General features: G+C 71.7%; 26 protein-coding genes. 21 read left to right on the plus strand and 5 right to left on the minus strand.

Annotated elements, in window-relative coordinates:
* Positions 1–4: 4 nt before the first annotated feature.
* Entirely contained in the window at positions 5–1615 is a 1611-nt protein-coding gene (locus tag AC4OXY_RS30635) for an N-acyl-D-amino-acid deacylase family protein (protein ID WP_491991415.1), read from the minus strand.
* A gap of 10 nt (positions 1616–1625) precedes the next feature.
* On the minus strand, positions 1626–2900 hold the full coding sequence (locus AC4OXY_RS30640) for an amino acid deaminase (protein WP_356026345.1): 1275 nt from the start codon (positions 2898–2900) through the stop codon (positions 1626–1628).
* Positions 2901–3047: 147 nt separating this feature from the next.
* Here AC4OXY_RS30640 and AC4OXY_RS30645 point away from each other — a divergent pair, with 147 nt between their 5' ends.
* From AC4OXY_RS30645 to AC4OXY_RS30665, 5 genes are all read left to right on the plus strand, one after another.
* A complete protein-coding gene (locus tag AC4OXY_RS30645; RefSeq protein WP_491991416.1) occupies positions 3048–4088 on the plus strand; it encodes a sugar kinase in 1041 nt (346 codons plus the stop codon).
* Positions 4085–4846 carry an IclR family transcriptional regulator gene (locus AC4OXY_RS30650; protein ID WP_491991417.1) on the plus strand — a complete coding sequence of 254 codons (762 nt, stop codon included), beginning with the start codon at positions 4085–4087 and terminating at the stop codon, positions 4844–4846. Before AC4OXY_RS30645 ends, AC4OXY_RS30650 begins: the two co-directional genes overlap by 4 nt.
* Positions 4846–5256: a RidA family protein gene (locus tag AC4OXY_RS30655; protein ID WP_356026353.1), complete on the plus strand. Its 411-nt coding sequence runs from the start codon at positions 4846–4848 to the stop codon at positions 5254–5256. Before AC4OXY_RS30650 ends, AC4OXY_RS30655 begins: the two co-directional genes overlap by 1 nt.
* Positions 5257–5377: 121 nt before the next feature.
* Complete coding sequence (locus AC4OXY_RS30660) at positions 5378–6865, plus strand: GntP family permease (RefSeq protein WP_402063905.1); 1488 nt, start codon at positions 5378–5380, stop codon at positions 6863–6865.
* A 100-nt stretch (positions 6866–6965) separates the two neighbouring features.
* The gene (locus AC4OXY_RS30665; RefSeq protein ID WP_491991418.1) at positions 6966–7517 is read left to right on the plus strand and encodes a hypothetical protein; all 552 of its coding nucleotides are present in this window, start codon (positions 6966–6968) and stop codon (positions 7515–7517) included.
* A gap of 210 nt (positions 7518–7727) precedes the next feature.
* On the opposite strand, the gene AC4OXY_RS30670 is transcribed toward AC4OXY_RS30665, so the two are convergent.
* Positions 7728–8207 carry a hypothetical protein gene (locus tag AC4OXY_RS30670; protein ID WP_491991419.1) on the minus strand — a complete coding sequence of 160 codons (480 nt, stop codon included), beginning with the start codon at positions 8205–8207 and terminating at the stop codon, positions 7728–7730.
* Positions 8208–8414: 207 nt separating this feature from the next.
* Between AC4OXY_RS30670 and AC4OXY_RS30675 the strand changes: the two genes are divergently transcribed.
* The gene (locus AC4OXY_RS30675; RefSeq protein WP_491991420.1) at positions 8415–8813 is read left to right on the plus strand and encodes a hypothetical protein; all 399 of its coding nucleotides are present in this window, start codon (positions 8415–8417) and stop codon (positions 8811–8813) included.
* A gap of 88 nt (positions 8814–8901) precedes the next feature.
* On the opposite strand, the gene AC4OXY_RS30680 is transcribed toward AC4OXY_RS30675, so the two are convergent.
* Complete coding sequence (locus AC4OXY_RS30680; protein ID WP_491991421.1) at positions 8902–10593, minus strand: chitinase; 1692 nt, start codon at positions 10591–10593, stop codon at positions 8902–8904.
* 402 nt (positions 10594–10995) lie between these two features.
* On the opposite strand from AC4OXY_RS30680, the gene AC4OXY_RS30685 reads away from it, so the two are divergent.
* The 14 genes from AC4OXY_RS30685 (at position 10996) to AC4OXY_RS30750 (ending at position 22312) form a co-directional block, all read left to right on the plus strand.
* Positions 10996–11823 carry a hypothetical protein gene (locus AC4OXY_RS30685; RefSeq protein ID WP_356026574.1) on the plus strand — a complete coding sequence of 276 codons (828 nt, stop codon included), beginning with the start codon at positions 10996–10998 and terminating at the stop codon, positions 11821–11823.
* Between the two features lie 63 nt (positions 11824–11886).
* A complete protein-coding gene (gene cpaB / locus AC4OXY_RS30690) occupies positions 11887–12609 on the plus strand; it encodes a Flp pilus assembly protein CpaB (protein ID WP_491991422.1) in 723 nt (240 codons plus the stop codon).
* A gap of 12 nt (positions 12610–12621) precedes the next feature.
* On the plus strand, positions 12622–13857 hold the full coding sequence (locus AC4OXY_RS30695; RefSeq protein WP_491991423.1) for a CpaE/TadZ family protein: 1236 nt from the start codon (positions 12622–12624) through the stop codon (positions 13855–13857).
* A gap of 7 nt (positions 13858–13864) precedes the next feature.
* Positions 13865–14245, plus strand: a complete 381-nt coding sequence (locus AC4OXY_RS30700) for a TadE family protein (protein ID WP_376291260.1) — start codon at positions 13865–13867, stop codon at positions 14243–14245.
* Position 14246: 1 nt separating this feature from the next.
* Positions 14247–14597, plus strand: a complete 351-nt coding sequence (locus AC4OXY_RS30705; RefSeq protein WP_356026374.1) for a TadE/TadG family type IV pilus assembly protein — start codon at positions 14247–14249, stop codon at positions 14595–14597.
* Between the two features lie 18 nt (positions 14598–14615).
* Complete coding sequence (locus AC4OXY_RS30710; RefSeq protein ID WP_356026377.1) at positions 14616–15953, plus strand: TadA family conjugal transfer-associated ATPase; 1338 nt, start codon at positions 14616–14618, stop codon at positions 15951–15953.
* Between the two features lie 10 nt (positions 15954–15963).
* Positions 15964–16908 (plus strand): type II secretion system F family protein, encoded by a 945-nt coding sequence (locus tag AC4OXY_RS30715; protein WP_491991424.1) that lies wholly within the window; start codon positions 15964–15966, stop codon positions 16906–16908.
* Between the two features lie 43 nt (positions 16909–16951).
* Entirely contained in the window at positions 16952–17839 is an 888-nt protein-coding gene (locus AC4OXY_RS30720; RefSeq protein ID WP_356026576.1) for a DUF5936 domain-containing protein, read from the plus strand.
* Between the two features lie 334 nt (positions 17840–18173).
* Entirely contained in the window at positions 18174–19409 is a 1236-nt protein-coding gene (locus AC4OXY_RS30725) for a sensor histidine kinase (RefSeq protein ID WP_491994663.1), read from the plus strand.
* A complete protein-coding gene (locus AC4OXY_RS30730; RefSeq protein WP_402063895.1) occupies positions 19406–20146 on the plus strand; it encodes a response regulator in 741 nt (246 codons plus the stop codon). The genes AC4OXY_RS30725 and AC4OXY_RS30730 overlap by 4 nt, the downstream gene beginning before the upstream one ends.
* 101 nt (positions 20147–20247) lie before the next feature.
* A complete protein-coding gene (locus AC4OXY_RS30735; RefSeq protein WP_071381377.1) occupies positions 20248–20445 on the plus strand; it encodes a Flp family type IVb pilin in 198 nt (65 codons plus the stop codon).
* Positions 20445–21041, plus strand: coding sequence for a pilus assembly protein TadG-related protein (locus tag AC4OXY_RS30740; RefSeq protein ID WP_491994664.1), 597 nt, complete (start codon positions 20445–20447; stop codon positions 21039–21041). Before AC4OXY_RS30735 ends, AC4OXY_RS30740 begins: the two co-directional genes overlap by 1 nt.
* A 61-nt stretch (positions 21042–21102) precedes the next feature.
* A complete protein-coding gene (locus AC4OXY_RS30745) occupies positions 21103–21687 on the plus strand; it encodes a hypothetical protein (protein ID WP_491991425.1) in 585 nt (194 codons plus the stop codon).
* Positions 21688–21694: 7 nt separating this feature from the next.
* Positions 21695–22312 carry an OmpA family protein gene (locus tag AC4OXY_RS30750; protein ID WP_362818405.1) on the plus strand — a complete coding sequence of 206 codons (618 nt, stop codon included), beginning with the start codon at positions 21695–21697 and terminating at the stop codon, positions 22310–22312.
* A 155-nt stretch (positions 22313–22467) separates the two neighbouring features.
* On the opposite strand, the gene AC4OXY_RS30755 is transcribed toward AC4OXY_RS30750, so the two are convergent.
* Positions 22468–22848 (minus strand): DUF192 domain-containing protein, encoded by a 381-nt coding sequence (locus AC4OXY_RS30755; protein ID WP_356026392.1) that lies wholly within the window; start codon positions 22846–22848, stop codon positions 22468–22470.
* Between the two features lie 82 nt (positions 22849–22930).
* Here AC4OXY_RS30755 and AC4OXY_RS30760 point away from each other — a divergent pair, with 82 nt between their 5' ends.
* Positions 22931–23821, plus strand: coding sequence for an LLM class flavin-dependent oxidoreductase (locus tag AC4OXY_RS30760; protein ID WP_356026395.1), 891 nt, complete (start codon positions 22931–22933; stop codon positions 23819–23821).
* The last annotated feature ends 41 nt before the right edge of the window (positions 23822–23862 follow it).

Below are 23862 nucleotides of genomic sequence, written 5' to 3' on the forward strand. Positions count from 1 at the left end.
AGGGTCACTTCGGAGCGCGGCGGACGGAGCGGCCCGCGAGCACGTCCGTCCGCCTGCCGTCCTCGATGACGAACCGGCCGTCGACCAGGACGTACGGGATCCCCACGGGCAGCCTGCGCGGCTCGGCGAAGGTGGCGCCCGCCGCCACCGTCGCCGGGTCGAACAGCACCAGGTCGGCCCGGTACCCCTCGCGCACCAGCCCGCGGTCCGCCAGCCTCAGCCGGGCCGCGGGCCGGGACGTCAGATGCGCGACGCACTCCTCCAGGCCCAGCACGCCCAACTCCCGTACGTAGTGGCCGAGATAGCGCGGGAACGTGCCGTACGCCCGCGGATGCGGCTTGGCGCCTTGCAGGATGCCGTCGGAGCCGCCGGTGTGCGCCCGGTGCCGCATGATCGCGCGGACGTTCTCCTCGTGCCCGACGTGCTGGAGGATCGTCGTGCCGAGCCGGTCCGCCAGCAGCAGGTGCCGGGCGGTGTCCCACGGGGACTCGCCGCGCAGCCGTGCCGCCTCCCGGACCGTACGCCCCACGAACGCGCCCAGCGCGGGGGCGGTGACGCCGGAGATCTCGATCGTCTCCCACTCCACCGGCACCCCGTGACAGCCGTCCGCGCCGGTCACCTCCAGGCCGTGCCGGATCCGCCCGGCCGTCGCCGGGTCGCCGAGCCGGGCCAGGATCTCCTCCGGCCCGCCCGCGCTCGCCCAGCTCGGCAGCAGCGCGGCCAGCGTGGTGGAGCCGGGCGTGTAGGGATAGGTGTCCAGCGTGATGTCCGCGCCGGCGCCGAGGGCCGCGTCGAGCAGGGCGAGCAGCTCGGGCGCCCGGCCCTTGTTCACGCCGAAGTTCATCGTCGCGTGGGCCAGGTGCAGCGCACAGCCCGCCTCCCGGGCCAGCTCCACCATCTCGGTGTACGCCTCAAGGGCGCCCGCGCCGTAGGAGCGGTGGTGCGGGCAGTAGTAGCCGCCGTACGACGCCACCACCCGGCACAGTTCGGTCAGTTCGGCGTCCGGGGCGTACATGCCGGGCGTGTACGTCAGCCCGGAGGACATCCCGACCGCGCCCTGCTCCATGCCCTCGGCCACCAACCGCCGCATCCGGTCCAGCTCCTCGGGCGTCGCCGCGCGGTCCTCCCAGCCGACGGCGAGCGCCCGGACCGTGCCCTGGGGGATCAGGTACGCGGCGTTCACGGCGATGCCCCGGTCCAGCCGGTCCAGGTACTCCCCGACCGACCGCCAGTCGACGACGAGGTCGTCGCCGTACCCGTTCCACCCGGTGATCGCCCGCCGCACCTCCTGGAGCGTGCGGTCGTCCACGGGTGCGTACGACAGCCCGTCCTGGCCGAGCACCTCCAGCGTGACGCCCTGCGCGGCCTTGGCGCTGTGGTCGGGGTCGCGCAGCAGGGCGAGGTCGGAGTGGGCGTGCATGTCGATGAAGCCGGGGGAGAGGACCAGGCCCTCCGCGTCCAGCTCCCGCATGGCGCGCGGGCGCTGGCAGCCGGCCTGGGCGGCCTCCTTGACGATCGAGACGATCCGCCCGCCGTCGATCACCACGTCGGCGCGGTACGACGGTTCGCCGCTGCCGTCCACGACGTCGGCGTCCCGGATGACCAGGTCCTGCACGGAAGGCCCCCTAGAAGTAGGTACGGATGAAGTCGACCACCGTCCCGTCCGCCTCCGCCACCGGGATCAGCTGCCACTTGTCGAACGACGTGCAGGGGTGCGACAGCCCGAGCCCGATCCAGTCGCCGACCTCCACGTCCGCGCCCGGTTCGGTGCGCAGCCAGGCGTGCTGGTCGGACAGCCCGGTCACGGTGATCCCGTCGGCCGGGCGCTCGACCTCGCCGCGGCGTACCACCTGGGCGGCGGGCAGGTCCAGGTCGTAGGCCGCGTCGCGCTTGCCCGCGTTGGCGAAGGCCTGCTCCGGGGTCGGCCGCGACACGACCTGCGCCCACAGCCGGAAGGCCGGCTCCAGCGCGCCCTCCTCCGGGACGCGGGCGAAGGGGGTGATCCGGCGGTAGTGCCCGTCGTCGTGCGAGACGTACGCACCCGAGCGCAGCAGCTTCAGCACGGGCGCGGACAGTTCGGGGATCTCCGCGAACACCTCGGCCACCGAGTCGAACCAGCCGCTGCCGCCCGCGCTGACGACGATCTCCTGCGCGCCCTTGAACAGCCCGGCGCGGTCCAGCCCGGCGGCGAGCGCCACCAGCCGCCGCAGATACGCCCGCACCCGCTCCGGATCGGGCTGCGGCACCTCGCCCTCGTACCCGGCGACCCCCACGAGCCGCAGCGTGCCGGACGCACGGCCCACGGCCTCGGCGACGGCCCGCGCGTCCGCCTCCGTGCGCACACCGGTGCGGGCTCCGTCGCCGGCCCCCAGCTCGACGACGACGTCGACGGGCCTGGCGCAACCCTTGAGCGCGGCGTCCATCAGCTCCACCCCGCGCACGGAGTCGACGTAGGCGACGAACCGGAACTCCGGGTCGGCGGCCAGCTCGGCCGCGATCCACCGCAGGGCGGCGGCGTCGACGAGTTCATTGGCGAGGAAGATCCGCCGGACCCCGAACTCCCGGGCGACGCGCACCTGGTGGGGCACCGCCAGGGTGATGCCCCAGGCGCCGTGTTCGAGCTGGCGGTGGAAGAGCTGCGGGGCCATGGAGGTCTTGCCGTGCGGGGCGAAGGCCAGCCCGTGCCGGGCGGCGTACGCCTCCATCAGCGCCAGGTTGTGCTCCAGGCGCTCGGCGGACAGGGCGAGGACGGGGGTGGCGAAGCCGTCGGCCGCGCGGAAGAGGTTGCGGCGCTGGGCGGCCAGTTCGCCGACGGTCAGGCCGTCGGCGTCGGGCGGGAGGCCCTTGAAGCGGTGGTCGACACGTTCCTCGGCCAGCCGGGCGAGCGCTTCGGTGCGCATGGAGCCCCTCTCCTGACTGTTGCAATCTGTGCAACGGTCATTGCATGTATTGCTAACTGGTGTCTAGCATCTCGCCGACACCGGGTCAACGGAGCCGCCGCCCGGGCATCGACAGGAGTCATCATCGACGACGCTGCTTACGACACCATGTGCGCCAGGACCGTTCCGCACGAGCCTGTGGACGTCGTGACGCTCGGCGAATCCATGGTCACCTTCCTGCCCAGCCGCCCGGGACGCCTCGCGGACGTGCCCTCCTTCGACCGCGCGATCGGCGGCGCCGAGTCCAACGTGGCCTGCGTGCTGGCGGCCGCCGGGCACTCCGCACGATGGGTGAGCCGCGTGGGCGCGGACGGGTTCGGGCAGCACCTGGTCGAGAGGATCGCCGGATACGGGGTCGACACGAGCGCCGTGGGCACCGACGCGCTCCGGCCCACCGGCATCTACTTCCGCACGGCCGGCGACCGCGGCACGGGCGCGCACGAGGTGGTGTACTACCGGACCGGTTCGGCGGCGTCGGTGATGAGCGCGGGCAACGTGGACCTCGGGGCGGCACGGGCGGGCCGGGTGCTGCACCTGTCGGGGATCACGGCGGCGCTGTCGCCCGAGTGCCGGGAGCTGATGCACGCGCTGACGGCACCCCGCGCCGGGCGGCCGCTGCTCTCCTTCGACGTGAACCACCGGCCGGGGCTGTGGCGTACGGCCGAAGGGCCGCTGGTGCTGCTGGACCTGGCCCGGCGCGTGGACATGGTGTTTGTGGGGGAGGACGAGGCGGAGCAGGCCTGGGGGATCAAGGGCGGCCCCGAGGCCGTCCGCGCGGCGCTGCCCGAGCCGGACGTGCTGGTGGTGAAGCAGGGCGCGAGGGGCGCGACGGCGTTCGCGAGCCATCGGCCGCCCGTCTTCGAACCGGCCCTGCGCGTGGAGGTCGTCGCCACCACCGGCGCCGGCGACGCCTTCGCCGCCGGCTTCCTCTCCGCCACCCTGCGCGGCCTGCCCCTGTCGGTCCGGCTGCGCCACGGCCACCTCTTCGCCGCCGCGGCCCTCACCACCCCCGGCGACCTCGCCCCGCCCCCCGCCCGGGACCACGCCGACCGGCTGAGCGCCCTCGGCGGCGCCGCATGGGGGAGACTTCGACTCGGCCCCGGCTGGACGCAAGCCGACGTGGCCGAACAGGAGGCGAACACCCCATGAGCCAGACCGTCGACCGCGCCCTGAGCATCCTGCCGCTGCTCGCCGAGGGCCCCGCAGACCTCGGGCAGGTCGCCGACCGCCTGGGCGTGCACAAGTCCACGGCCCTTCGCCTGCTGCGCACCCTGCACGAACACGGCATGGTCTACCGCCAGTCCGACCAGCGCTACCGCCTCGGCGCCCGCCTGTTCGCCCTCGCGCAGGAGGCGATGGAGAACCTCGACATCCGCGAGATCGCCCACCCCCACCTGGTCCGCCTCAACGAGGCCTGCGGCCACACCGTGCACCTCGCCGTCCACGAGGAGAGCGAGGTCCTCTACATCGACAAGGTGGAGAGCCGCTACCCGGTCCGCATGTACTCCCGGATCGGCAAGCCCGTCGCCATCACGGTCGCGGCCGTCGCCAAGCTCCTCCTCGCCGACCTGCCCGAACCCGAGCGCCGCGCCCTCGCGGACCGGCTCGACTACCCCCTGTACACGGCCCGTTCGACACCGAACGCCGAGGCTTACCTCAAGGAGCTGGCCACGGTGCGCGAACAGGGCTGGGCCACCGACCTCGGCGGCCACGAGGAGTCCATCAACTGCGTCGCCGCCCCCGTCCGCGGCGCCGACGGCCGGGTGGTCGCCGCGATGTCGGTCTCCGCGCCGAACGTGGTCGTCACCGCCGAGGAACTCCTCACCCTGCTCCCGCTGGTGCGCCGTACGGCGGACGCGATCAGCGGCGAGTACTCCGGCAGAACCCCGATCAAGGAAACCCCCTGATGACCGAGAAGACCGCGCTCACCCCGAAGACGCACACCACCCCGCCCGCGAAGTTCTCGCACGGCGTGCGGAAGGGCAACATCCTCCAGGTCGCCGGCCAGGTCGGCTTCCTGCCCGCCGAGGAGGGCAGGCCCCCGACGCCGGCCGGCCCCACCCTGCGCGAGCAGACCCTCCAGACCCTCGCCAACGTCCGGGCGATCCTCGAAGAGGGCGGCGCGAGCTGGGACGACGTGATGATGATCCGCGTCTACCTGACGGACGTGGACCACTTCGCCGAGATGAACGAGATCTACAACACCTACTTCGAGGAGCAGGGCCTCACCCAGCCGCCCGCCGCCCGGACCACGGTCTACGTCGGTCTCCCGGCCGGCCTCCTCATCGAGATCGACGCGCTCGCCGTACTCGGCTGAGTCCCTGACGATCCCTCACCTCCCGCACGTCCCGCACGGCACGGCGTCCCCCACCCCCGGGCCGCCGTGCCGCGCCCCGCCCTGCCCGAAAGCACGATGCATTTACGAAGAGGACCCCCGAATGTCCCATCCGCTCTCCCTCCCCCTGGCCGCGACGACCCCACCCGCCCCACCCCACACCGGCGGCCTGCTCCTCCTCCTGGGCGGCACCCCCGGACTCCTCACGGTCGCCGGAATCGGCATAGCCCTCCTCCTCTTCCTGATCATCAAGGTCAGGCTCCAGCCCTTCGTGGCCCTCCTCGCCGTCTCCATAGCCGTGGGCCTGCTGGCCGGCCTCTCGGTCACCGAACTCTTCGGCACCGTCCAGAGCTCCAGCGCCGTCTCCACCATCGAGTCCGGCATGGGCGGCATCCTCGGCCACGTCGCGATCATCATCGGCCTCGGCACGATGCTCGGCGCGATCCTGGAGGTGAGCGGCGGAGCGGAGGTACTGGCCGCGCGCCTGCTGACGTTGTTCGGTGAGAAGCGGGCCCCGTTGGCCATGGGCCTGACGGGCCTGATCTTCGGCATCCCGGTCTTCTTCGACGTGGGCATCTTCGTCCTGGCCCCGCTGGTCTACGCCGCGGCGAAACGAGGCGGCAAGTCGATCCTCCTCTACTGCCTGCCCCTCCTCGCCGGCCTCTCCATGACCCACGCCTTCCTGCCCCCGCACCCCGGCCCGGTCGCCGCCGCCGGCCTGCTGCACGTCCAGCTCGGCTGGGTCATCCTCATGGGCGTCGTCTGCGGCATCCCCGCCGTACTGGCCGCGTGGGCCTTCTCCGCCTGGATCGGCCGGCGGATCTTCGTCGCCGTACCGCAGGACATGGCCGAAGCGGCGGAGGAGGCGAAGCGGGCGGTGACGGCGGAGCAGCGCGCGCAGGGCGTGGAACCACGGGAGAACCCGGTCCCGCTGGGCGTGGTCCTGACGATCATCGGCACCCCGCTGGTCCTGATCCTCGCGGCCACCTTCTCCTCCATCGTCCTGGACCCGTCCCCCACCCGCTCGGTCCTCCAGTTCTTCGGCACGCCCATGGTGGCCCTGACGCTCGCCCTGCTCCTGGCGTACTACCTGCTGGGCATCCGCCGCGGCTGGACCCGCAAGTCCCTTGAGGCCGTGTCCACTTCGTCGCTGAAGCCGGTCGGCAACATCCTGCTGGTCGTCGGCGCGGGCGGGATCTTCGGCGCGGTGCTGAAGGCGAGCGGGGTGGCCCAGGCGCTCTCGGACACCTTCCACGGCGTGGGCCTCCCGGTGATCGTCCTCGCCTACCTGATCTCGCTGGTCCTGCGGGTGGCGCAGGGCTCGGCGACGGTGGCGATCGTGACGACGGCGGGCATCGTGGCCCCTCTCCTCACCGAGGGCGATCACTCCCAGCCCTTCGTGGCCCTGGTCATCATGGCGATCTCGGCGGGCTCGATCTTCGCCTCGCACGTGAACGACGGCGGCTTCTGGATGGTCGCCAAGTACTTCGGCATCAGCGAACGCGACACGCTCAGGACCTGGACGGTCCTGGAGTCCGTGCTCTCGGTGTCCGGTTTCGCCGTGGCGGCGGCCGTGAGCCTGTTCGTCTGAAGGCTCCAAAGGCCCTGAAGGCTCCGAAGGTGACTGATGTTGCCCATGGGATGAGCGGTCCGACTGGTTCCGGCACAGGGAAGTCGTCCATACTGCCGCCGTGGAGCAGCGCACAGGAGCGAGCAGCAAGCCGTCGAAGGCCGAGCCGTTGAAGACCGAGCCCGTCACGGGCGCCGGTTTCGACCCGGCCTTCATCCCGGGGCTCACGGCTCCGGCCAAGGCGGACACGTCGACGCCGAAGGAGGCGAAGCCGGACCCGGACCCGGATCCGGCTCCGGCTCCGGAGAAGTCGGAGGAGGCGGCCGGTACCGCCACGCCGGACGACGTCACGGCCGACGGCACCACGGACAGCGATGCCGCTGACGGCGACGGCCCGGTCTTCGAGGCGTCCGACCGCCGGGCGCGGATAGTGGCCGACCGCAAGGGCGTCCGCCTCCGCCTCGACGAGGAGTCCTGCGAGTTCCGCTGGGACGAGATCGCGGCGGTCGAGACGGAGTCCCCCCGCTTCGGCAAGCGCTACACGATCACGGTCCACACCCCCGAGCGCCGCTGGTACCCGATCGAGATCGAGGCGGCGTCGAAGTCCCGCTTCAAGGAGTGGGACGAGCAGATCGACGCGGTGCTGGACGCGTACTTCGAGGACGGCGAGTAGGCGGAGACGGAACGCGCGCCGGTCGGGGTCGTGCCCGACCGGCGGTTCCTCAGTGGACGAGTTGGGCCTCGGTGACGGCGACTCGGTCTCCTTCGACAGGCTGTCCTGCGCGAGCGAGCAGAAATACGCCGCCCACACCTTCCACTCGTTTTGCTCGCCGCCGTGGGCGGGGACCTCGCGAGGCTGGGCCGAGCTCGGGCTGGAGACCCATCACTCGATTCCGAGGGGTCCGATGCCCAGGTCCTCACGCATGAGGCGACGCATCTGCGCCATGGCCTTGCGTCGCCGCTCTATCAGGGGCGCGTCGTCGGCGGAGCCGACAGCCACTCCACAGGCATAGGCGTCACGGAGCGCGCGCAGGCAGTGGAACGCCTCGTTACCCGCCTCCACGACCTGCGGCGGGCCCACGAGCCAGAGGCGTTCGCTTGCCGTGTAGATGCCGGTGCCGCGCACGGCCTCCCGCACCGCCGCGTCGCGCGCCGACTCGGACATGTGGTCGCCCAGAGCGACGGCCCGTATCTCCTCACCTGCGGCTTTGAGGGCGGAAACATACTCCGTGTACACCTCGCGCCGTACTTCCAGCGCGTGCCTGGCCTCCTCCCGCCGCCACCGGTTGCGATCGGCGATCAGAGTGGCTGCGATGCCGATGACGGCACCGGTCAGTGTGGAGAGCAGGGGCGTCCAGTCCATGTGCCGCAGCTTGTCCGAGCCGGCGCGTCGGCACCAGTGGCTTGCGCTCCGGACACGAGCACCGAAGTCCCTGCCGGATTCTGCACCGGTGGGTTGCGGGTGCGGTCGGCCGTGACCAGCGGGTCGTGCCGTCCCAGGCGGCGCGGGAATCGCATTGACGGACCGTCAGGCCATTGACGAGGATCTCCGCCCTGTTTCCGCGCCCGGATGACACACGGGCGTGGCCCGCAGGCTCCGGCCGTACCGGAATCCCTGGCCGCCGCCCTGCGGACCATCGACCCCGACAGCGCCGCCGTCTTCGTGCAGTTCATCGACTCATGCCTGACCGACCCCCGGGCGAAGCAGATGCGGAGGGACCTGATGACCGCGATCCAGTACTTCTGGCGACACCCGCTGGCCGAGCAGGTACGCGAGGAAGGACGGGAAGAAGGGCTCGTCCAAAAGAGTCGCGAGACGGTCCTCCGCGTCCTGGAACGGCGCGGTATCCCGGTCCCCGGCACCATCCGCGAGCGAGTCGAAGCCTGCACGGACCTCAACCAGCTCGAAATCTGGGCCCAGCGGGCCGTACACGCCACGGACGCGGCGGAGCTGTTCGCCGAGGGGTGAGCCGGAGCTTTGCGGCCGTCACCGCTCGCGACAGGCAGCGACGCCCGGACCCCAAAGGCCCGGGCGTCGCCACTACCGCTGTCTCACCTCACGGCAGCGCATGCACATGCGCCCCCACCGGGCTCGACCACGCGTTGCCCGATGCCGCGTCCCAGTTCGTGGACCAGGTCATCGCGCCCCGGAGGTCGGGGTAGGTCTTGGACGGTTTGAAGGTGCCGCAGTTCGTGCCGGCCGTCAGACAGTCGAGGGCGTTGTTCACCACGGTCGGCGACACGTAGCCGCTGCCCGCCGCGCTCGTCGAGGCGGGGAGGCCGAGGCCCACCTGGGACGGGGAGAGGCCGCCCTGGAGCTGGATGCAGGCGAGGGCGGTCAGGAAGTCGACCGAGCCCTGGCTGTAGACCTTGCCGTCGCAGCCCAGCATGGAACCGCTGTTGTAGTACTGCATGTTGACGACCGTCAGGATGTCCTTCACGTTCAGGGCCGTCTGGAAGTACGAGTTCGACGTCGACTGCATGTCGATCGTCTGCGGGGCCATGGTGAGGACGAAGGACGAGCCGGCCTTGGCGGACAGGGCGCGCAGCGCCTGTGTCATGTACGTCGCGTCGAGGCCGTTCTCCAGGTCGATGTCGACGCCGTCGAAGCCGTACGTCTGCATCAGCGCATAGACGGAGTTCGCGAAGTTCGCCGCCGACGTCGAGTCGCTCACCGACACCGTGCCGTTCTGGCCTCCGATCGAGATGACGACCTTCTTGCCGGCCGCCTGCTTCGCCTTGATGTCCGCCTTGAACTGGTCGACGGTGTAGCCGCCGAGGCCGGCCGAGTCGAGGTTGAAGGTCACCGCGCCCGGCGTCGTCGTCGCGTCCGCGAAGGCCACCGCGATGATGTCGTAGGAGGAGGGGACGTCGGAGAGTTTCTGGACCGTCGCGCCGTTGTTGAAGTTCTGCCAGTAGCCGGTCACCGCGTGCTTCGGCAGCACACCCCCGCCTCCTCCGCCGCTCGGTCCGGAGGACGTCGTCGCCGTCACCGCCGTCGACTTCGCCGACTCGCCCGCCGCGTTCGTCGCCGACACCTGGAAGGAGTAGGACGTGGCGGCCGACAGGCCCGTCAGCGTCGCCGACGTGCCGGTCACCGCCGTCGCCTTCGTGCCGTCCTGGTACACGTCGTAGCCCGTCGCGCCCGACACCGGGGACCAGGAGAGGGTGGCCGAGGAGGACGTGGTGGACGAGACCGACAGGCCGGTCGGGGTCGCCGGGACCGTGGGGGGCGGGGTGCCGCCTCCGCCCCCGCCGCCGTCGGGGCCGTAGACCGAGACGTCGTCGGCGTAGTAGGCCGCCTGGCCGTACCACCCGTGCGTGTACACCGTGACCGAGGTCGTTGACGCGCCGGTGGTGAAGGTCGTCGACAGCTGTTTCCAGGTGGTCGTGTCGGGGGTCCAGGTGGAGACGTCCGTCGTGCCCGTGCCCGTCACGCCCAGGTAGGAGTACCCGCCCTGCACCCACGCGCTCAGCGTGTACGTCGAGTTGGGCGCGACCGCGACCGCCTCGGTGCACTGGGCGTCGTCCTGGCCGGCCGGGGTCGCCTTCAGTGCCGACGAGCCGCTGTGGACCGGGGAGGAGACGGTCGTGCCGCTGCCCGCCGTGCACGTCCAGCCGCTCAGGCCCGACTCGAAGCCCGCGTTCGTCGCGTTGTTGACGTCCGCCGCGGCTGCCGGGGCGGCGGTCGCCGTGAGGCCCGCGACCGACAGGGCCAGGGTCGTGACGGCCGACCACAGCAGGGTCATGCGCCGTCTGCCGTATCCGTATCCGGGTATGCCTGTGTCTGGTGCGCGCTCCACTGGGGCCTCCGGGAGGGAGATGGGGAGATGGGGGGAGGGATGGTTGCCGTCGCTGGGCTGACAATTTGGTCCAGACCAATTCGGGTGTCAAGAGGTCCAGACCAAAATGGATTTCGCAACCTCGCTCAACCTGTCCTGTTTTGGCGGGACTTGCGCGGTACTTGTGCCGAGAGAGTTCCACGCGAGCTTCACAAACGCTGTTCTCCGGCCATACGGCCGTGGATACAGTGCTCAGGTAGTCACGCAGTGAAGTCGTCCCGGCGGAACGGGAGTGGCCCCGGACGGCCGGCGGGTGTGAAGAGCGGGGAGCTGCGCGTGCCAACTGCCATTGCCGTGACCAGTGCCGACATGGCACTGCCGGCTCAGGACGAACGGACCGTGCCCGCCGTCGTGCTGAGCGGTATCGACCAGAAGCCGCTGGAGCAGGCGGTCGTGGAACTCCACGCCCTGATCGAGCAGTACGGGTACCTCGTCGTGGTCTGTTCCAGCGCCACGCCCGCGAGCGTCATGCAACGGCTGTACACCCTGCGCTCACTGCTGGAGAGCGACCGCGTCGCCTTCTTCCGGCCCGAACTGCCCCCGCTCGGCATCGCCGTGCTCGCCCGGCAGCTGCGCCAGCTCGCCTCCTGCGATCTGAGCCCGGGGATCCTCGCCTCCGCCGGGCGGCTGCTCACCCACTACCTCCACGCCGGGGCGGTGCTGGGCTCGGTCGCGCGCCTGGACCGGGTGCCGGTCGGGCTCAAGGCCCACGCCAGATCCTGGGTGCCGGGCAGCCAGTTCGCCGTGCTGGCCCACCCCGAGCCGCAGCTCGTCAAGATCGCGCCCGAAGCCACGCTCAAGGGGCCCGAGTTCAGCACCTGGATGCTCGTCGCCAAGGGGCAGTTGCAGAGCGAGTGGGTCGGCGGACTCGGCGGGCAGTGGAGCGTGCACGGGGTGCGCGAGGTCCCGCTGCCCGCCGAGTCCCGGGACTGGTGGGGCACCGGCCGCGTGATCGAGTTCTGCGGCTACCTCGCCGATCTGTCGGTCCTCTACCAACTGGTCACCTCCGTACGGCAGACCAGCTGTCACTGGTGCGGCCTGGACGTCATCGGCGACCTGTGCGTCTTCTGCTCCGCCACCCCGCCCGCCCACGAACCCGCCGCACCCCGCGCCCTGGAACAGCGCTCGCCCGCCTGACCGGCCCCGGAAAACAGACTCGTATCCCGCTCGACCGATTCCCCCAACGAGGTTGCACGGTTCATGAACTCCCGTCAGCGCCGCGGCGTGATACTGCTGATCCTGTCGGTCCTGTGCGCTCTCGGCGCGTTCGCCGGCGTGCTCTCCGTCGTCCACAACGTCAATTCCAAGGTCGGGCCCGAGGTCAGCGCCTATCGGGTCAGGTCCGACGTGAAGCCGTACACCGCCCTGGACACCGGCCAGTTCGAGAAGATCGAGATGCCGAAGCGGTGGCTGTCCGCCAACGCCGTCACCGACCTGCGGCAGATCCAGGGCAAGATCGCCGTCACCACCCTGCACGCCGGGTCGCTCCTCCAGAACGACATGATCGTCGACCAGCCCGCCCTCCAGCCCGGACAGCAGGAGGTCGCCATCATGATCGACGCGGCGACCGGGGTCGCGGGAAAGATCACTCCGGGCTCCCGGGTCAACGTGTACGCCACCTTCGCCGGGAAGAACAACGGTGATCCCGACCAGTCGAAGATCATCGTCACCAACGCCCGGGTCCTCGACGTCGGCCGCATCACCGCCCTCGACGACTCCACCAAGAACCAGACCCAGAGCCAGAGTCAGAGCCAGCCCAGCGAGGCCGTCCCGATCACCTTCGCGCTGTCCACCCTCGACGCCCAGCGCATCACCTACGCCGAGTCCTTCGCCCAGCGCGTGCGGCTCGCCCTGGTGGCCCCCGGCAGCGAGACCAGCGTTCCGGACAAGGACCGCACGTACCAACTCGCGACGGACAAGTGAGAGGCGGCCCGCATGCCCACCAGGATCCTCCCGGCCGGTGCGGACCCCGACGCCGTCCGCTCCCTCGTCACCCTCCTCAGCCAGCTCCCCGACGCCGAGCCGCAGCCGCCCGTCGTCGACTCCACCCAGCTCGTCGACACCCTCGCCCGGCTCGCCGCCGAGTCCGTGGAGGAACTGCCGGAGGTCGTCGTCGTCCATGAGCGGGTCGGCCCGGTCGCGGCCCTCGATCTGATCCGCGAGGTCGCGCTCCGCTTCCCGGCCGTCGGCGTCATCCTCGTCACCACCGACGCGAGCCCCGGGCTGTTCGCCGCCGCCATGGACGCCGGCGCCCGAGGCCTGGTCGCCCTCCCGCTGTCGTACGAGGAACTCGCCAGCCGCGTCCAGGCCGTCGCCCAGTGGTCGACCGGGGTACGGCGCCATCTCGGCCACGGCACCGACGTGCTGGGCGGCGTCGGCGGTACCGTCGTCACGGTCAGCGGCGCCAAGGGGGGAGTGGGCACGACGCTGGCCGCCGTCCAGCTCGCCCTCGCCGCGCAGGCCTCCGGCCGGCCCACCGCCCTGGTCGACCTGGACCTCCAGACCGGGGACATCGCCTCCTACCTGGACATCCAGTTCCGCCGGTCCGTCGCCGACCTGGCCGCGATCACCGACATCTCGCCCCGCGTCCTCGCCGACGCCGTCTTCCGCCACGACACCGGGCTCGCCCTGCTCCTCGCCCCGGCCGAGGGAGAACGCGGCGAGGAGGTCGGCGACCGCGCCGCCCGGCAGATCGTCCGCGCCCTGCGCTCCCGCTACGAGGTCGTCGTCGTCGACTGCGGGGCCCAGCTGAGCGGCGCGGGTGCGGCGGCCGTGGAGATGGCCGACACCGCGCTGCTGGTCACGACCCCGGACGTGATCGCCGTACGCGCCGCCAAACGGACCGTACGGATGTGGGACCGGCTCCAGATCCGCAAGGCCGAGGAGACGACGACCGTCGTCAACCGGCTGGCGCGCAGCGCGGAGATCCAGCCCGCGCTCGTCCGGCGCATCACGGGCACGGCGCTCGCGCGCACCGCCGTACCCGCCAATTTCAAGGAACTTCAGGCCGTCGTGGACGCGGGACGGGTCCATGAACTCGACGGCAGGAGCACCGTGAAGCAGGCGCTGTGGGCGCTCGCCGGAGAGCTGGGCCTCGTGAAGGCGGCGGCTGAGGAGGGCCATCGGGGCGGCGGACGGGGCGCGGTGGGATTCCGGCGGCGAAAGGAGTGAGCGGGCGATGAGGAGGCCCGGCGGGGACAGGGGGCAGGTGAGCATCGAGTTCCTCGGGATGACACCGCTGATCATTCTCACCCTGGTGCTCATGTGGCAGGCCGTGCTCGTGGGGTACGCCTTCACGCTCGCGGGGAATGCTGCGGACGAGGGGGTGCGGGCGGGGACGGCGGCGCCGCGGGGGGAGCGGTACGGGGTGTGCCGGCAGGCGGCACTGAAGCATCTGTCGGGGGCGTGGCGAGGGGGTGCCAGTGTGAGCGGTTGCGACCAGAGCGGCTATGTGACCGTGGACGTGGGCGTCAAGGTCCCCGTCCTCTTCCCCGGCTCCGTCGACTTCCCCCTCACCGTGCACGGGCACGCCGGTGCCGTGGAGGAGGTGAAGGACTGAGATGCCGTACCGCCGTCGCCTTCGTGGCCGGGACAGCGGCCAAGTGGCCATCGAATACCTGGGGTTCATCCCCGTCCTGCTGATCGTCGCGCTGGCCGGGATCCAGATCGGCGTCGTCGCCTACGCCGCCGAGCAGGCCGGTACGGCGGCCCGGGCCGGGGCGCGGGCCGCCTCCCTGCGCCAGGACGCCCAGCAGGCCTGCGCCGGAGCCGTCAGCAGCGGCATCACGGTGAGCTGCTCGTCCGGCTCCGGCGGCGACTCCGTGACCGTCACGGCCACCGTCCGCATCCCGAAGATCGTCTGGGACTTCGGCGACGCCACCAAGACCGCCACCATGCCCCTCGACCACTGACCCGGGAGAAGCGATTCCATGAGCCTGCGGGCACGCATCGGCACTCCGGAGGAGCACGGCAGCCGGGGCGAGGACGGACACCTGGTCGCCTCCTACCGGGCCAAGCTGCTGGAGGAGATCGACCTCGCGGAGATGAGCTCGCTCGCGGCGGCCGAACGCCGGGCGCGGCTGGAGCGCGTGCTCGGACACATCATCAGCCGCGAGGGCCCGGTGCTGTCGACGGTCGAGCGCGCCCAGCTGATCCGCCGCGTGGTGGACGAGGCGCTCGGCCTCGGCATCCTGGAGCCGCTGCTGGAGGACGCGTCGATCACCGAGATCATGGTGAACGGCCCCGACGCGATCTTCGTCGAGCGCGGGGGCCGCGTCGAGCAGTTGCCGCTGCGCTTCGTCTCCGCCGACCAGCTGATGCAGACCATCGAGCGGATCGTCTCGACGGTGAACAGAAGGGTCGACGAGTCGAACCCGATGGTGGACGCCCGCCTCCCCTCCGGCGAGCGCGTCAACGTCATCATCCCGCCGCTGTCCCTGACCGGCCCGATCCTCACCATCCGCCGCTTCCCGCGCTCCTTCACCCTCCAGGAGCTGATCTCCTTCGGCTCGCTGGACGAGCACATGGTGTATCTGCTGGCCGGGCTGGTGCAGGCGAAGTTCAACATCATCGTCTCGGGCGCCACCGGCACCGGCAAGACGACCCTGCTCAACGCCCTCTCCGGACTCATCCCCTCCCACGAGCGCATCATCACCATCGAGGACTCCGCCGAACTCCAGCTCCAGCAGACCCATGTGGTCCGCCTGGAGTCCCGCCCGCCGAACGTCGAGGGCAAGGGCCACGTCACCATCCGCGACCTCGTCCGCAACTCGCTGCGCATGCGCCCCGACCGGATCGTGGTCGGCGAGGTCCGCGGCGGCGAGTCCCTCGACATGCTCCAGGCGATGTCCACCGGCCACGACGGCTCGCTCGCGACCGTGCACGCCAACAGCGCCGAGGACGCGCTGACCCGGCTCCAGACCCTCGCCTCCATGTCCGACGTCGAGGTCCCCTTCGTCGCGCTGCACGACCAGATCAACAGCGCCGTCGACGTCATCGTCCAGCTCACCCGGTTCGCCGACGGCGCCCGCCGCATCACCGAGATCGCCGTGCTCGACAGCCACGGCGGGGAGCCGTACCGGCTGGCGACGGTCGCCCGCTTCGACGCCCAGCCGATGACGCCGGACGGCCGCGTCCACGGCAGCTTCCAGTACTTCCCCCTCCCGCGCCGCACCGCCGACCGCCTCTACATGGCGAGCCAGCCCCTCCCGCAGGCCTTCGGCGTGGCCCACACGGCGGCCCAGCTCACCACCCGAGAAGCCAGGTAGGACCAGGACCATGGAACTGCACACCCTCGTCCAGCTCACCACCGGTGTGACGCTGCTGGCCTGCGCCCTGGCGGTGGCCGGGCTGCACGCCTACGCCGCGGGCCGGGCCCAGCGCGCGGCCCTCGTGGACCGGCTCACCCACGCGGGCCCGGAGTCGGCCGGCGGCCGTCGGCGCCGCTTCCGTGACGTGGACCGGCGACTGCGCCGTACCCGCTTCGGCCGCTGGCTGGAACGGCGGCTCGCCGCCACCGGACTGGACGTCACCCCGGGCGAGTTCTTCGTCTACATGCTCGCCGTGGTCGCCGCGCTCTGGCTGATCGGCCAGGCGACCCTGGCCCCCTTCTTCGGCCCGCTGGCCGGCCTGCTCGGCATCGGCGTGGCCGTGCAGTTCCTCAACTGGCAGCGCCAGAAACGCATCGAGCGCTTCATCGGCCAACTCCCCGAACTGGCCCGCATCCTGGCCAACGCCACCCAGGCCGGCCTCGCCCTGCGCACCGCGATCGGCATGGCGGCGGAAGAACTGGAGGCCCCGGCGGGCCAGGAACTGGCCAAGGTCTCCGACCAGTTGGCGATCGGTCAGTCCCTGGACGACGCGCTGGGCGAGCTGGCCGACCGGCTGCCGTCCCGCGAACTGGTCGTCCTGGTCACGACGTTGGTGCTGTCGAACCGGGCGGGCGGCCAGGTCGTGTCCGCCCTGCGGAACCTCACCGAAACCCTGGAGGAGCGCAAGGAGACGAGACGCGAGATCCGCACCCAGCTCTCCCAGGTGACCATGACCTCGTACGCCGTCCCCGTCCTCGGCGTCGGCGCGCTGTTCCTGATGAACGGCGTCAAGGACGGCGCGCTGGACCGCATGACCGGCTCATCGATCGGTCAGGCCTGCGTGGTCGTCGCCTTCGCGATGTACGCCGTCGGCTTCGTCCTCATCCGGCGCCTGAGCCGGATCGACGTGTGAGGGGGCGGACGATCCGATGGGGGGTCCGACAGTGAGCCCGATGGTGGGAATCCTGCTCGCGCTGCTGATGGGGCTCGGCGTCTGGGGCGCCTTCGCCGGCCTCCGCATGTACCGCGCGGACGCCAGGCTTCCCGGCGACCTCGCCGTCGCCCTGGAGGTCGGCGCCACCCGCACCGGCGCGGTCGGCTCGGTCATCGACCGCATGGGCATGCGCTACGCCCCCGCCGTGCTGCGCCTGATGGGCCCGCGCCTGGTCGCCAGGTACCGCCGCAAGATCGACCTCGCGGGCAACCCCGGCGGCCTGACCATAGACCGCTACGCGGCCCGGCGGGCGGTCTACGGCGCGCTCGGCCTCGTCGGCTTCGTGGTCTTCCTCCTGCGCGGCCAGTGGTTCGTCGCCATACTGCTGCTGCTCTTCGGCGCGTTCTGGACGGAGGTCGGCATCTGGTCGGCGATCCGCGTCCGCAAGGACGTCATCGAGCGCACCCTGCCCGACTTCCTCGACGTGCTCGCGGTCGTGGTCAGCGCCGGACTCGGCTTCCGCCAGGCCCTGGACCGGGTGGCCTCCCACTACGAGGGCCCCTGGGCCGACGAACTGCGCATCACCCTGCGCCAGATGGACCTCGGCATGAGCCGCCGCCAGGCCTTCGCGGAGCTGCGGCGGCGCAACGACTCCGAGCAGGTGGCGATGTTCGTGACGGCACTCCAGCAGGGCGAGGAGCTGGGCGCGCCGATCGTCGACACGCTCGTCTCCCTGGCGAAGGACATGCGCCGCACCGACGCCCAGAACGCCCGCCGCAAGGCCGCCCGCGCGGTACCGAAGGCCACGCTGATGATCACCACGTTCATGGTCCCGGCGACGATGCTCCTGCTGGGCGCCGGCCTGATCCTGGGCTCCGGCGTGGACTTCGGCTCGCTCACGGGGAAGTGAGACGGAGGTGACGGTGGCCGGCGCGACGGAGCGGAGCGGGGGACCTGCGGGCGAGTGGCCGGGTGCCGGTGCCCTGGCCGGGGGGCGGGTGAGGGCGGTCGCGGGGTGGCTGAGGGGGATTGGCGGCTGGTTCGGGTGGTGGCTGACGGGAGGCGGTGGCCGGTCCGGGGGGCGGTTGACCGGGGTCGGTCGCCGACGCGGGGGACGGCTGACCGGGATCGGTGGCTGGTTCCTGCGTCGGCCGAAGGCGGTGGCCGCGGCGACGACTGCGGCCGGGCCGGCGGCGCGGCAGGCCGAACCCTCCGAGAAGATCCAGGTCAGTGCGCTCCAGGCGATGTGCCGGCAGGTCTTCGGGTTCCGGCTGGCGATGATCGCCCTGGCGGCACCGGCGGCCCTGCTCCACGCGGCCCCGGGACTGGGCGTCCGCCTGGTCGGCGTGGCCGTGGTCGTCACCTTCATGGTGTCCTACGTCCTCTTCCGCGACTGGGAACGCTTCGGCCCCCTCCTGCTGCGCCACCCCAGCCTCCTCGCCGCCGACACCCTCCTAGGCTCCCTCCTCCTCGTCTCGGCCGGCCCGGACACGACCCTGGCCTACGTCAGCGTGTGCACCCCGCTGCTGGCCGGGCTGGTCTACAGCTGGCGGGGCGCGGCCTGCTTCGCCTCCCTCCAGGGCCTGATCCTGCTGCTGGTCCACGCCACGTTGAAGGCCGACCGGCACGCACCGGTCGCCGAGGCCCTGCTCCTGCCCGGCCTGTGCGTCATCTCCGGCGCCATGGGCTCGACCCTGCGCGGCCTGATGCTCCGCTTCGGCGCCGCGACCCAGGCCCTGACGGCGACCCAGGCGCGCCTCGCGGCGGCGGAGGCGGTGAGCGCCGAGCGTGCCCGGCTGGCCCGCGAGATGCACGACTCCGTGGCCAAGACCCTGTACGGCGTGGCCCTCGCGGCCGACGGCCTGGCCGCCACCGCCTCGGCCGAGTCCCCCGACCCGGCCCGCATCAGGTCCGAGGCCGGCCTGGTGTCCCGTTCGGCGCGCAGGGCGGCGACGGAGTCGAGAGAGCTGCTGCGGGATCTGCGCCGGGAGGCGGCGCCGGAGGGCGGGCAAGCAGTGGCCGAGGCCCGGGACCGGACGCCGCTGTGGCCCGAACTGCGGTCGTACGCCCACGACTTCACGGCCCGCACGGGACTACCGGTGACGTGCACCCTCCCGCCCCCGGACACCACACCCCTCGCCCTGCCCTCCCCCCTGGCCCGCCACCTGCTGTCCATCACGGCGGAGGCGCTGGAGAACGTCCACCGGCACGCGTCCGCGACCCACGTCGAGGTGCGGGCGGAGATCCACGGCGCCCTGCTGCGCCTGTCGGTCCTCGACGACGGCACCGGCCTGCCGCCGGACACGACCCTGGACCGGCTCCGCGCCTCGGGCCACTTCGGTCTGCTCGGCATGGTCGAGCGGGCGGCACAGACGGGCGCCCGGATCCGGATCGGCCGGGGCGACCGGGAACGGGGCACGGAGGTACGCGTGGAACTTCCCCTGCCGATCGTGGCCGGGCCCGAGAGGAGGCAGCGATGAACCCCTTCCCGCCGCGCACGGACGTCGCCCCGCCGCTGCGGCTGCTGGTGGCCGACGACAACCCCGTGGTCCGGGCGGGCCTGACGGCCCTGCTGTCCGGACGCGCGGACACCACGGTGGTGGCGGAGGCGACGGACGGCCGCGAGGCCTACGAGGCGGCGCTGCGGCACCGCCCCGACGTCGTCCTCCTCGACGTCCGGATGCCGGGGACCGACGGAATCTCGGCATTGCCGCACCTGGTGCGGCTGGCCCCGGTCATGATGCTCACCTACAGCCACGAGACGGAGACGGTGCGGGAGGCGTTGCGGCTGGGGGCGGGAGGCTATCTGGTGCACGGCGAGTTCACCACGGAGCAGTTGGTGCGGGCCGTACGGGATGTGCACGAGGGCCGGCCGCACGTGACACCGGGGGCGGCGAAGGCGTTGCTGGAAGGGATCCAGTCGAGTGCATCTGCACATGTGAACCCCCAACTCCCCCTTATTTTACGGGAAAGCTCAACCAAACCGCTTTCGCATATGCAACCCTCTATGGGACAGTCGTCCCGGTCCCGGTACCGGCTGAGTACGAGGGAGGCGGAGATCATGGACCTCATCGCGTCCGGCATGACCAACCAGCAGATCGCCGCCACCTGCTTCATCAGCGAGAAGACGGTCAAGAACCACATCAACCGCATCTTCGCCAAGCTCCAGACCGCCACCAGATCCCAGGCCGCGGCGAAGTGGCTGGGGGTGGCGTGACATGGGGGAGTGGGCCTGGAGTTGGGCCCAGGGGCCCTGTGACGACCACCGCGTCCGGCCGTACGGTGCCCGGATCGGAGGCGAAGCTGGAGGGGAAAACCGTGAGCAAATGGTTCAACACCACCGTCGCGTACCTGCAGACCCGCGCCGCCCGCAGCGACCGGGGCCAGACCGCGGTGGAGTACCTCGGCATCATCGCGGTGGTCGTGGCGATCGTGCTGGCGATCACGGGTACGAGCATCGGGCAGACGATCTTCGATGCGATCCGGACCAAGATCGCCCAGGTCACCGGCGGCTGATCTCTCCGCGCAACGACGCAGGGCAGGCCTTCCCCATCTACATCACGGTGGTGGCAGGCCTGCTCTTTCTCGCTCTCGCCTACCTCGCGGTCGGCCAGGCCTCGGTGAACCGCAGCGGCGCCCAGACAGCTGCCGATTCGGCGGCCCTCGCCGCCGCCCAGAACACACGTGACCAGCTCACGGGCGCGTGGGTGAAGGTCCTGCTGGACCCGACGAAGTGGCAGGACATCCTCGACGGCAAGGCGGGGATCGATGACCCAGGCGCTCCATGCGGGCGGGCCCAGGTGCTCGCCACGCAGAACGACGCCCGGCTGAGCGCCTGTTCTTCCCCGGAGTTGCTGAAGTACCGGGCCGACGTGGAGACGAACAAGTCCGTCGGCCATTCCGTCGTGCCCGGGACGGAGAACGTCAGGTCGACGGCGCATGCCGTCGCCGAGATCGAACCCCTTTGCACGTTCAAGCTCCCCGGCGCGGGTGCCAAGGGCGCCGATCTGCCCGAACTCACCTGCAAGGACAAGGTCTGGCAGCCCAAGCCGGACGATCCGGCGGGGCTTCCGAAGCCCGAGGACCTCTTCGACGTCCACCTGGCCGGCTGAGCCGACCGGACCGTGCGAGCCGACCGACAAGCGAACGATGAATGACGAAGGAAGCGGAGCGATGAGCATTCGGTTCACTGCGAAGGCCCGCAGGGGGATGGTCGCGTGGGCTCTCGCGGCCGGTCTGGCCGTCGGCGTGACGGGTTGTGGCGGCAGCGGCGGCGATGACGCCAAGAAGCCGCACAGCTCGTCGTCCGCCTCCAAGACGGGTGACTCCGGCCCGAGCCCCCAGGAGGGCCAGTCGGACCAGCCGCTCGCCGAACTGAGGGGGTCGGGCGGCCTGCTGCTCCAGGTCACGTCCGCGCAACGTGATTCCGGTGGCTTCGTCACGGTGAACGGCAACCTGAAGAACGACGCGGCCAAGGAACTGCTCATCCCGGCCGCCCTCAGCGGCAACGAAACCGAGATCACCAAGAACGGCCCGTCACTGGGCGGTGCCACCCTCGTCGACTCCAAGGGCAGGAAGCGCTACTACGTACTCCGCGACACGGAAGGCCGTCCGCTCACCACGACCGGTCTGGGCACGCTGCAAGGAGGCCAGTCCCTACCGGTGTTCATGCAATTTCCCTCGCCGCCCACGGACACCACCGAAGTGACCCTCCAGCTGCCGACGTTCACCTCCGCCAGCATCAAGATCTCCGGGTGAGGCACCAGTGACCCCCACCCGTCTCGTGCTCACCCTCACCGCCGCCACCACGCTGCTGCTCACCGCGACCCCGGCCCGGGCCGACGGCACCGGCCCCAGCCTGCCCCCCGACACCGCGCCCTCCGCCGCCGCCCCGGTGAAGATCGACCCCACCTCGCCGAACCTCAAGCTCCCCGAGGGCGCCACCCTGGCCGCGCCCAAGGTGCTGGACATCAAGTCGGTCGTGGAGGACCAGAGCGGGGACGAACGCCGCGAGGACACCAACGCGGACGTGACCTTCGCACTCCAGGCCGAGGTCCTGTTCAGCAAGGACAGTGCCAGGCTCAGCGACGAAGCGAAGGCCCGGATCGCCACCATCGCCGACGAGATCAAGAAGCAGAACGCGACCCAGATCCGCGTCTTCGGCTTCACCGACAACCTCGGCTCCGCCGCCCACGGCGACGTCCTGTCCCGCCAGCGCGCCAACGCCGTCCAGGCCGTCCTGGGGCAGGACCTGAACGACCCGAACATCACCTTCGAGGTCCGCGGCTACGGCGAGCAGTACCCGATCGCCGACAACTCCACCGAGGAGGGCAGGAGGAAGAACCGCCGCGTCGAGGTGTCCTTCCCGCGCACCCAGAGCTAGGGGGTGTCGTCTGGATCATCCCGGCGTCGCGGGGTCTGGCACGCTCTCGGCTTCGCTCGCGCGGGAGGGGCCCCAGGACCCCGCTCGGGTCGGCCGGCCCGCACTGCTCGTCACGGCCGGCCTGATCCGAACGACACGCCCTGGCCCGGGCCGGTCTACCGGGGCTCCACGGTCACCCGCACCCCCGCCCGCAGCCCCCACCCCGCCATCGACCCCGCCTCCGCCTCCAGCACATGGCGGGACCGCAGGCGGGGGCGGCCCAGGCGGCCGGGGGGCATGGTGCGGACGGCGAGGACGGTCAGGCGGCGGTCCAGGTAGGCGACGTCGATCGGGATGCGCATCCCGAACGTGTGCACTCCGCTCGCCGGGCTCAGCAGCATCGCCCCCTCGATCGTGTCCCGGCCCAGCAGGCCCCTCGTCCGGGCCCGGTAGGAGGCGGCGATCTCCAGGGGGACGGACGCACCGGGCCCGGCGGCGTCCGCGTCCGCGCCCACGACCAGCCTGCCCCGCCCGTCCCGCCAGCGTCGTCGGCCCATCCGTTCGTCCGTCCCTCCCGCTCGACACGCCTGATCCGTAAACACGTTGCCGTTCCTCTTCCTCCCCACTAGGAAGGCCGACATGACTGAACTCGGTGCCGTCTTCCGTCCCCAGCTTCCCCCCGAGCGGCTGCGGGCCGTCGTCCGGGCCGCCGACGAGGCGGGGCTCGACGAGCTGTGGCTGTGGGAGGACTGTTTCCGGGAGGGCGGGATCTCGACCGCCGCCGCGGCGCTCGCCTGGAGCGAGCGGGTGCGCGTCGGGGTCGGACTGCTGCCCGTCCCGCTGCGCAACGCGGCCCTCACCGCGATGGAGGCCGCGTCCCTGCACCGCATGTTCCCCGGCCGCGCCACCCTCGTCGTCGGACACGGTGTGCAGGAGTGGATGGGCCAGGTCGGCGCCCGCGCCGCCTCCCCGCTCACCCTCCTCGGCGAGCATCTCGACGCCCTGCGCGCGCTCCTCGCCGGCGAACGGCTCACCGTGCGGGGGCGGTACGTGTCCCTGGACGACGTCGCCCTCGACTGGCCGCCGAAGGCGGCGGTGCCGGTCCTCGCCGGCGCCACCGGGCCGCGTACCCTCCGCCTCTCCGGTGCCAGGGCCGACGGCACCGTCCTCACCGCCGCCACCCCGCCGGACGGCGTACGGCAGGCGCGGCGGCTCATCGAGGAGGGGCAGCGGGAGGCCGGGCGGTCCGGTGAACCGCACCGGATCGTCGCCTACCTGCTGACCGCCACGGGCGCCGACGCCGAGACCCGGCTGCGGGCCGAACTCGTCGCCGAGGGGCTGGAGTCGGTGCCCGACCTCGGGGTCGCGGGCGACGCGGCCGACGTGGCCGATGCCGTACGGCGCCTCGCCGAGGCCGGTGCCGACACGGTCGTCCTCCAGCCGACCGGCGACGAACCCGACCCGGAGGGCTTCATCCGGTTCACCGCCGAGGAGGTCCGTCCCCTGGTACGGACCGCCCCCCGGCCATGACCGCCACCACCCTCCTGCCCCCTGGCGGCTCCCCTTCGCGC

The sequence above is a fragment of the Streptomyces sp. HUAS MG56 genome, assembly GCF_058673395.1.

Excerpts from the sequence above, each read along its gene's own strand:
- AC4OXY_RS30640 (WP_356026345.1), bottom strand. The coding sequence starts at position 2,900 with ATGCGCACCGAAGCGCTCGCCCGGCTGGCCGAGGAACGTGTCGACCAC.
- AC4OXY_RS30685 (WP_356026574.1), top strand. The coding sequence starts at position 10,996 with ATGGCACTGCCGGCTCAGGACGAACGGACCGTGCCCGCCGTCGTGCTG.
- AC4OXY_RS30700 (WP_376291260.1), top strand. The coding sequence starts at position 13,865 with ATGAGGAGGCCCGGCGGGGACAGGGGGCAGGTGAGCATCGAGTTCCTC.
- AC4OXY_RS30695 (WP_491991423.1), top strand. The coding sequence starts at position 12,622 with ATGCCCACCAGGATCCTCCCGGCCGGTGCGGACCCCGACGCCGTCCGC.
- AC4OXY_RS30645 (WP_491991416.1), top strand. The coding sequence starts at position 3,048 with ATGTGCGCCAGGACCGTTCCGCACGAGCCTGTGGACGTCGTGACGCTC.
- AC4OXY_RS30760 (WP_356026395.1), top strand. The coding sequence starts at position 22,931 with ATGACTGAACTCGGTGCCGTCTTCCGTCCCCAGCTTCCCCCCGAGCGG.
- AC4OXY_RS30670 (WP_491991419.1), bottom strand. The coding sequence starts at position 8,207 with ATGGACTGGACGCCCCTGCTCTCCACACTGACCGGTGCCGTCATCGGC.
- AC4OXY_RS30730 (WP_402063895.1), top strand. The coding sequence starts at position 19,406 with ATGAACCCCTTCCCGCCGCGCACGGACGTCGCCCCGCCGCTGCGGCTG.
- AC4OXY_RS30755 (WP_356026392.1), bottom strand. The coding sequence starts at position 22,848 with ATGGGCCGACGACGCTGGCGGGACGGGCGGGGCAGGCTGGTCGTGGGC.
- AC4OXY_RS30660 (WP_402063905.1), top strand. The coding sequence starts at position 5,378 with ATGTCCCATCCGCTCTCCCTCCCCCTGGCCGCGACGACCCCACCCGCC.
- AC4OXY_RS30710 (WP_356026377.1), top strand. The coding sequence starts at position 14,616 with ATGAGCCTGCGGGCACGCATCGGCACTCCGGAGGAGCACGGCAGCCGG.
- AC4OXY_RS30675 (WP_491991420.1), top strand. The coding sequence starts at position 8,415 with ATGACACACGGGCGTGGCCCGCAGGCTCCGGCCGTACCGGAATCCCTG.
- AC4OXY_RS30725 (WP_491994663.1), top strand. The coding sequence starts at position 18,174 with ATGTGCCGGCAGGTCTTCGGGTTCCGGCTGGCGATGATCGCCCTGGCG.
- AC4OXY_RS30655 (WP_356026353.1), top strand. The coding sequence starts at position 4,846 with ATGACCGAGAAGACCGCGCTCACCCCGAAGACGCACACCACCCCGCCC.
- AC4OXY_RS30680 (WP_491991421.1), bottom strand. The coding sequence starts at position 10,593 with ATGACCCTGCTGTGGTCGGCCGTCACGACCCTGGCCCTGTCGGTCGCG.
- AC4OXY_RS30705 (WP_356026374.1), top strand. The coding sequence starts at position 14,247 with ATGCCGTACCGCCGTCGCCTTCGTGGCCGGGACAGCGGCCAAGTGGCC.
- AC4OXY_RS30650 (WP_491991417.1), top strand. The coding sequence starts at position 4,085 with ATGAGCCAGACCGTCGACCGCGCCCTGAGCATCCTGCCGCTGCTCGCC.
- AC4OXY_RS30715 (WP_491991424.1), top strand. The coding sequence starts at position 15,964 with ATGGAACTGCACACCCTCGTCCAGCTCACCACCGGTGTGACGCTGCTG.
- cpaB (WP_491991422.1), top strand. The coding sequence starts at position 11,887 with ATGAACTCCCGTCAGCGCCGCGGCGTGATACTGCTGATCCTGTCGGTC.
- AC4OXY_RS30745 (WP_491991425.1), top strand. The coding sequence starts at position 21,103 with ATGAGCATTCGGTTCACTGCGAAGGCCCGCAGGGGGATGGTCGCGTGG.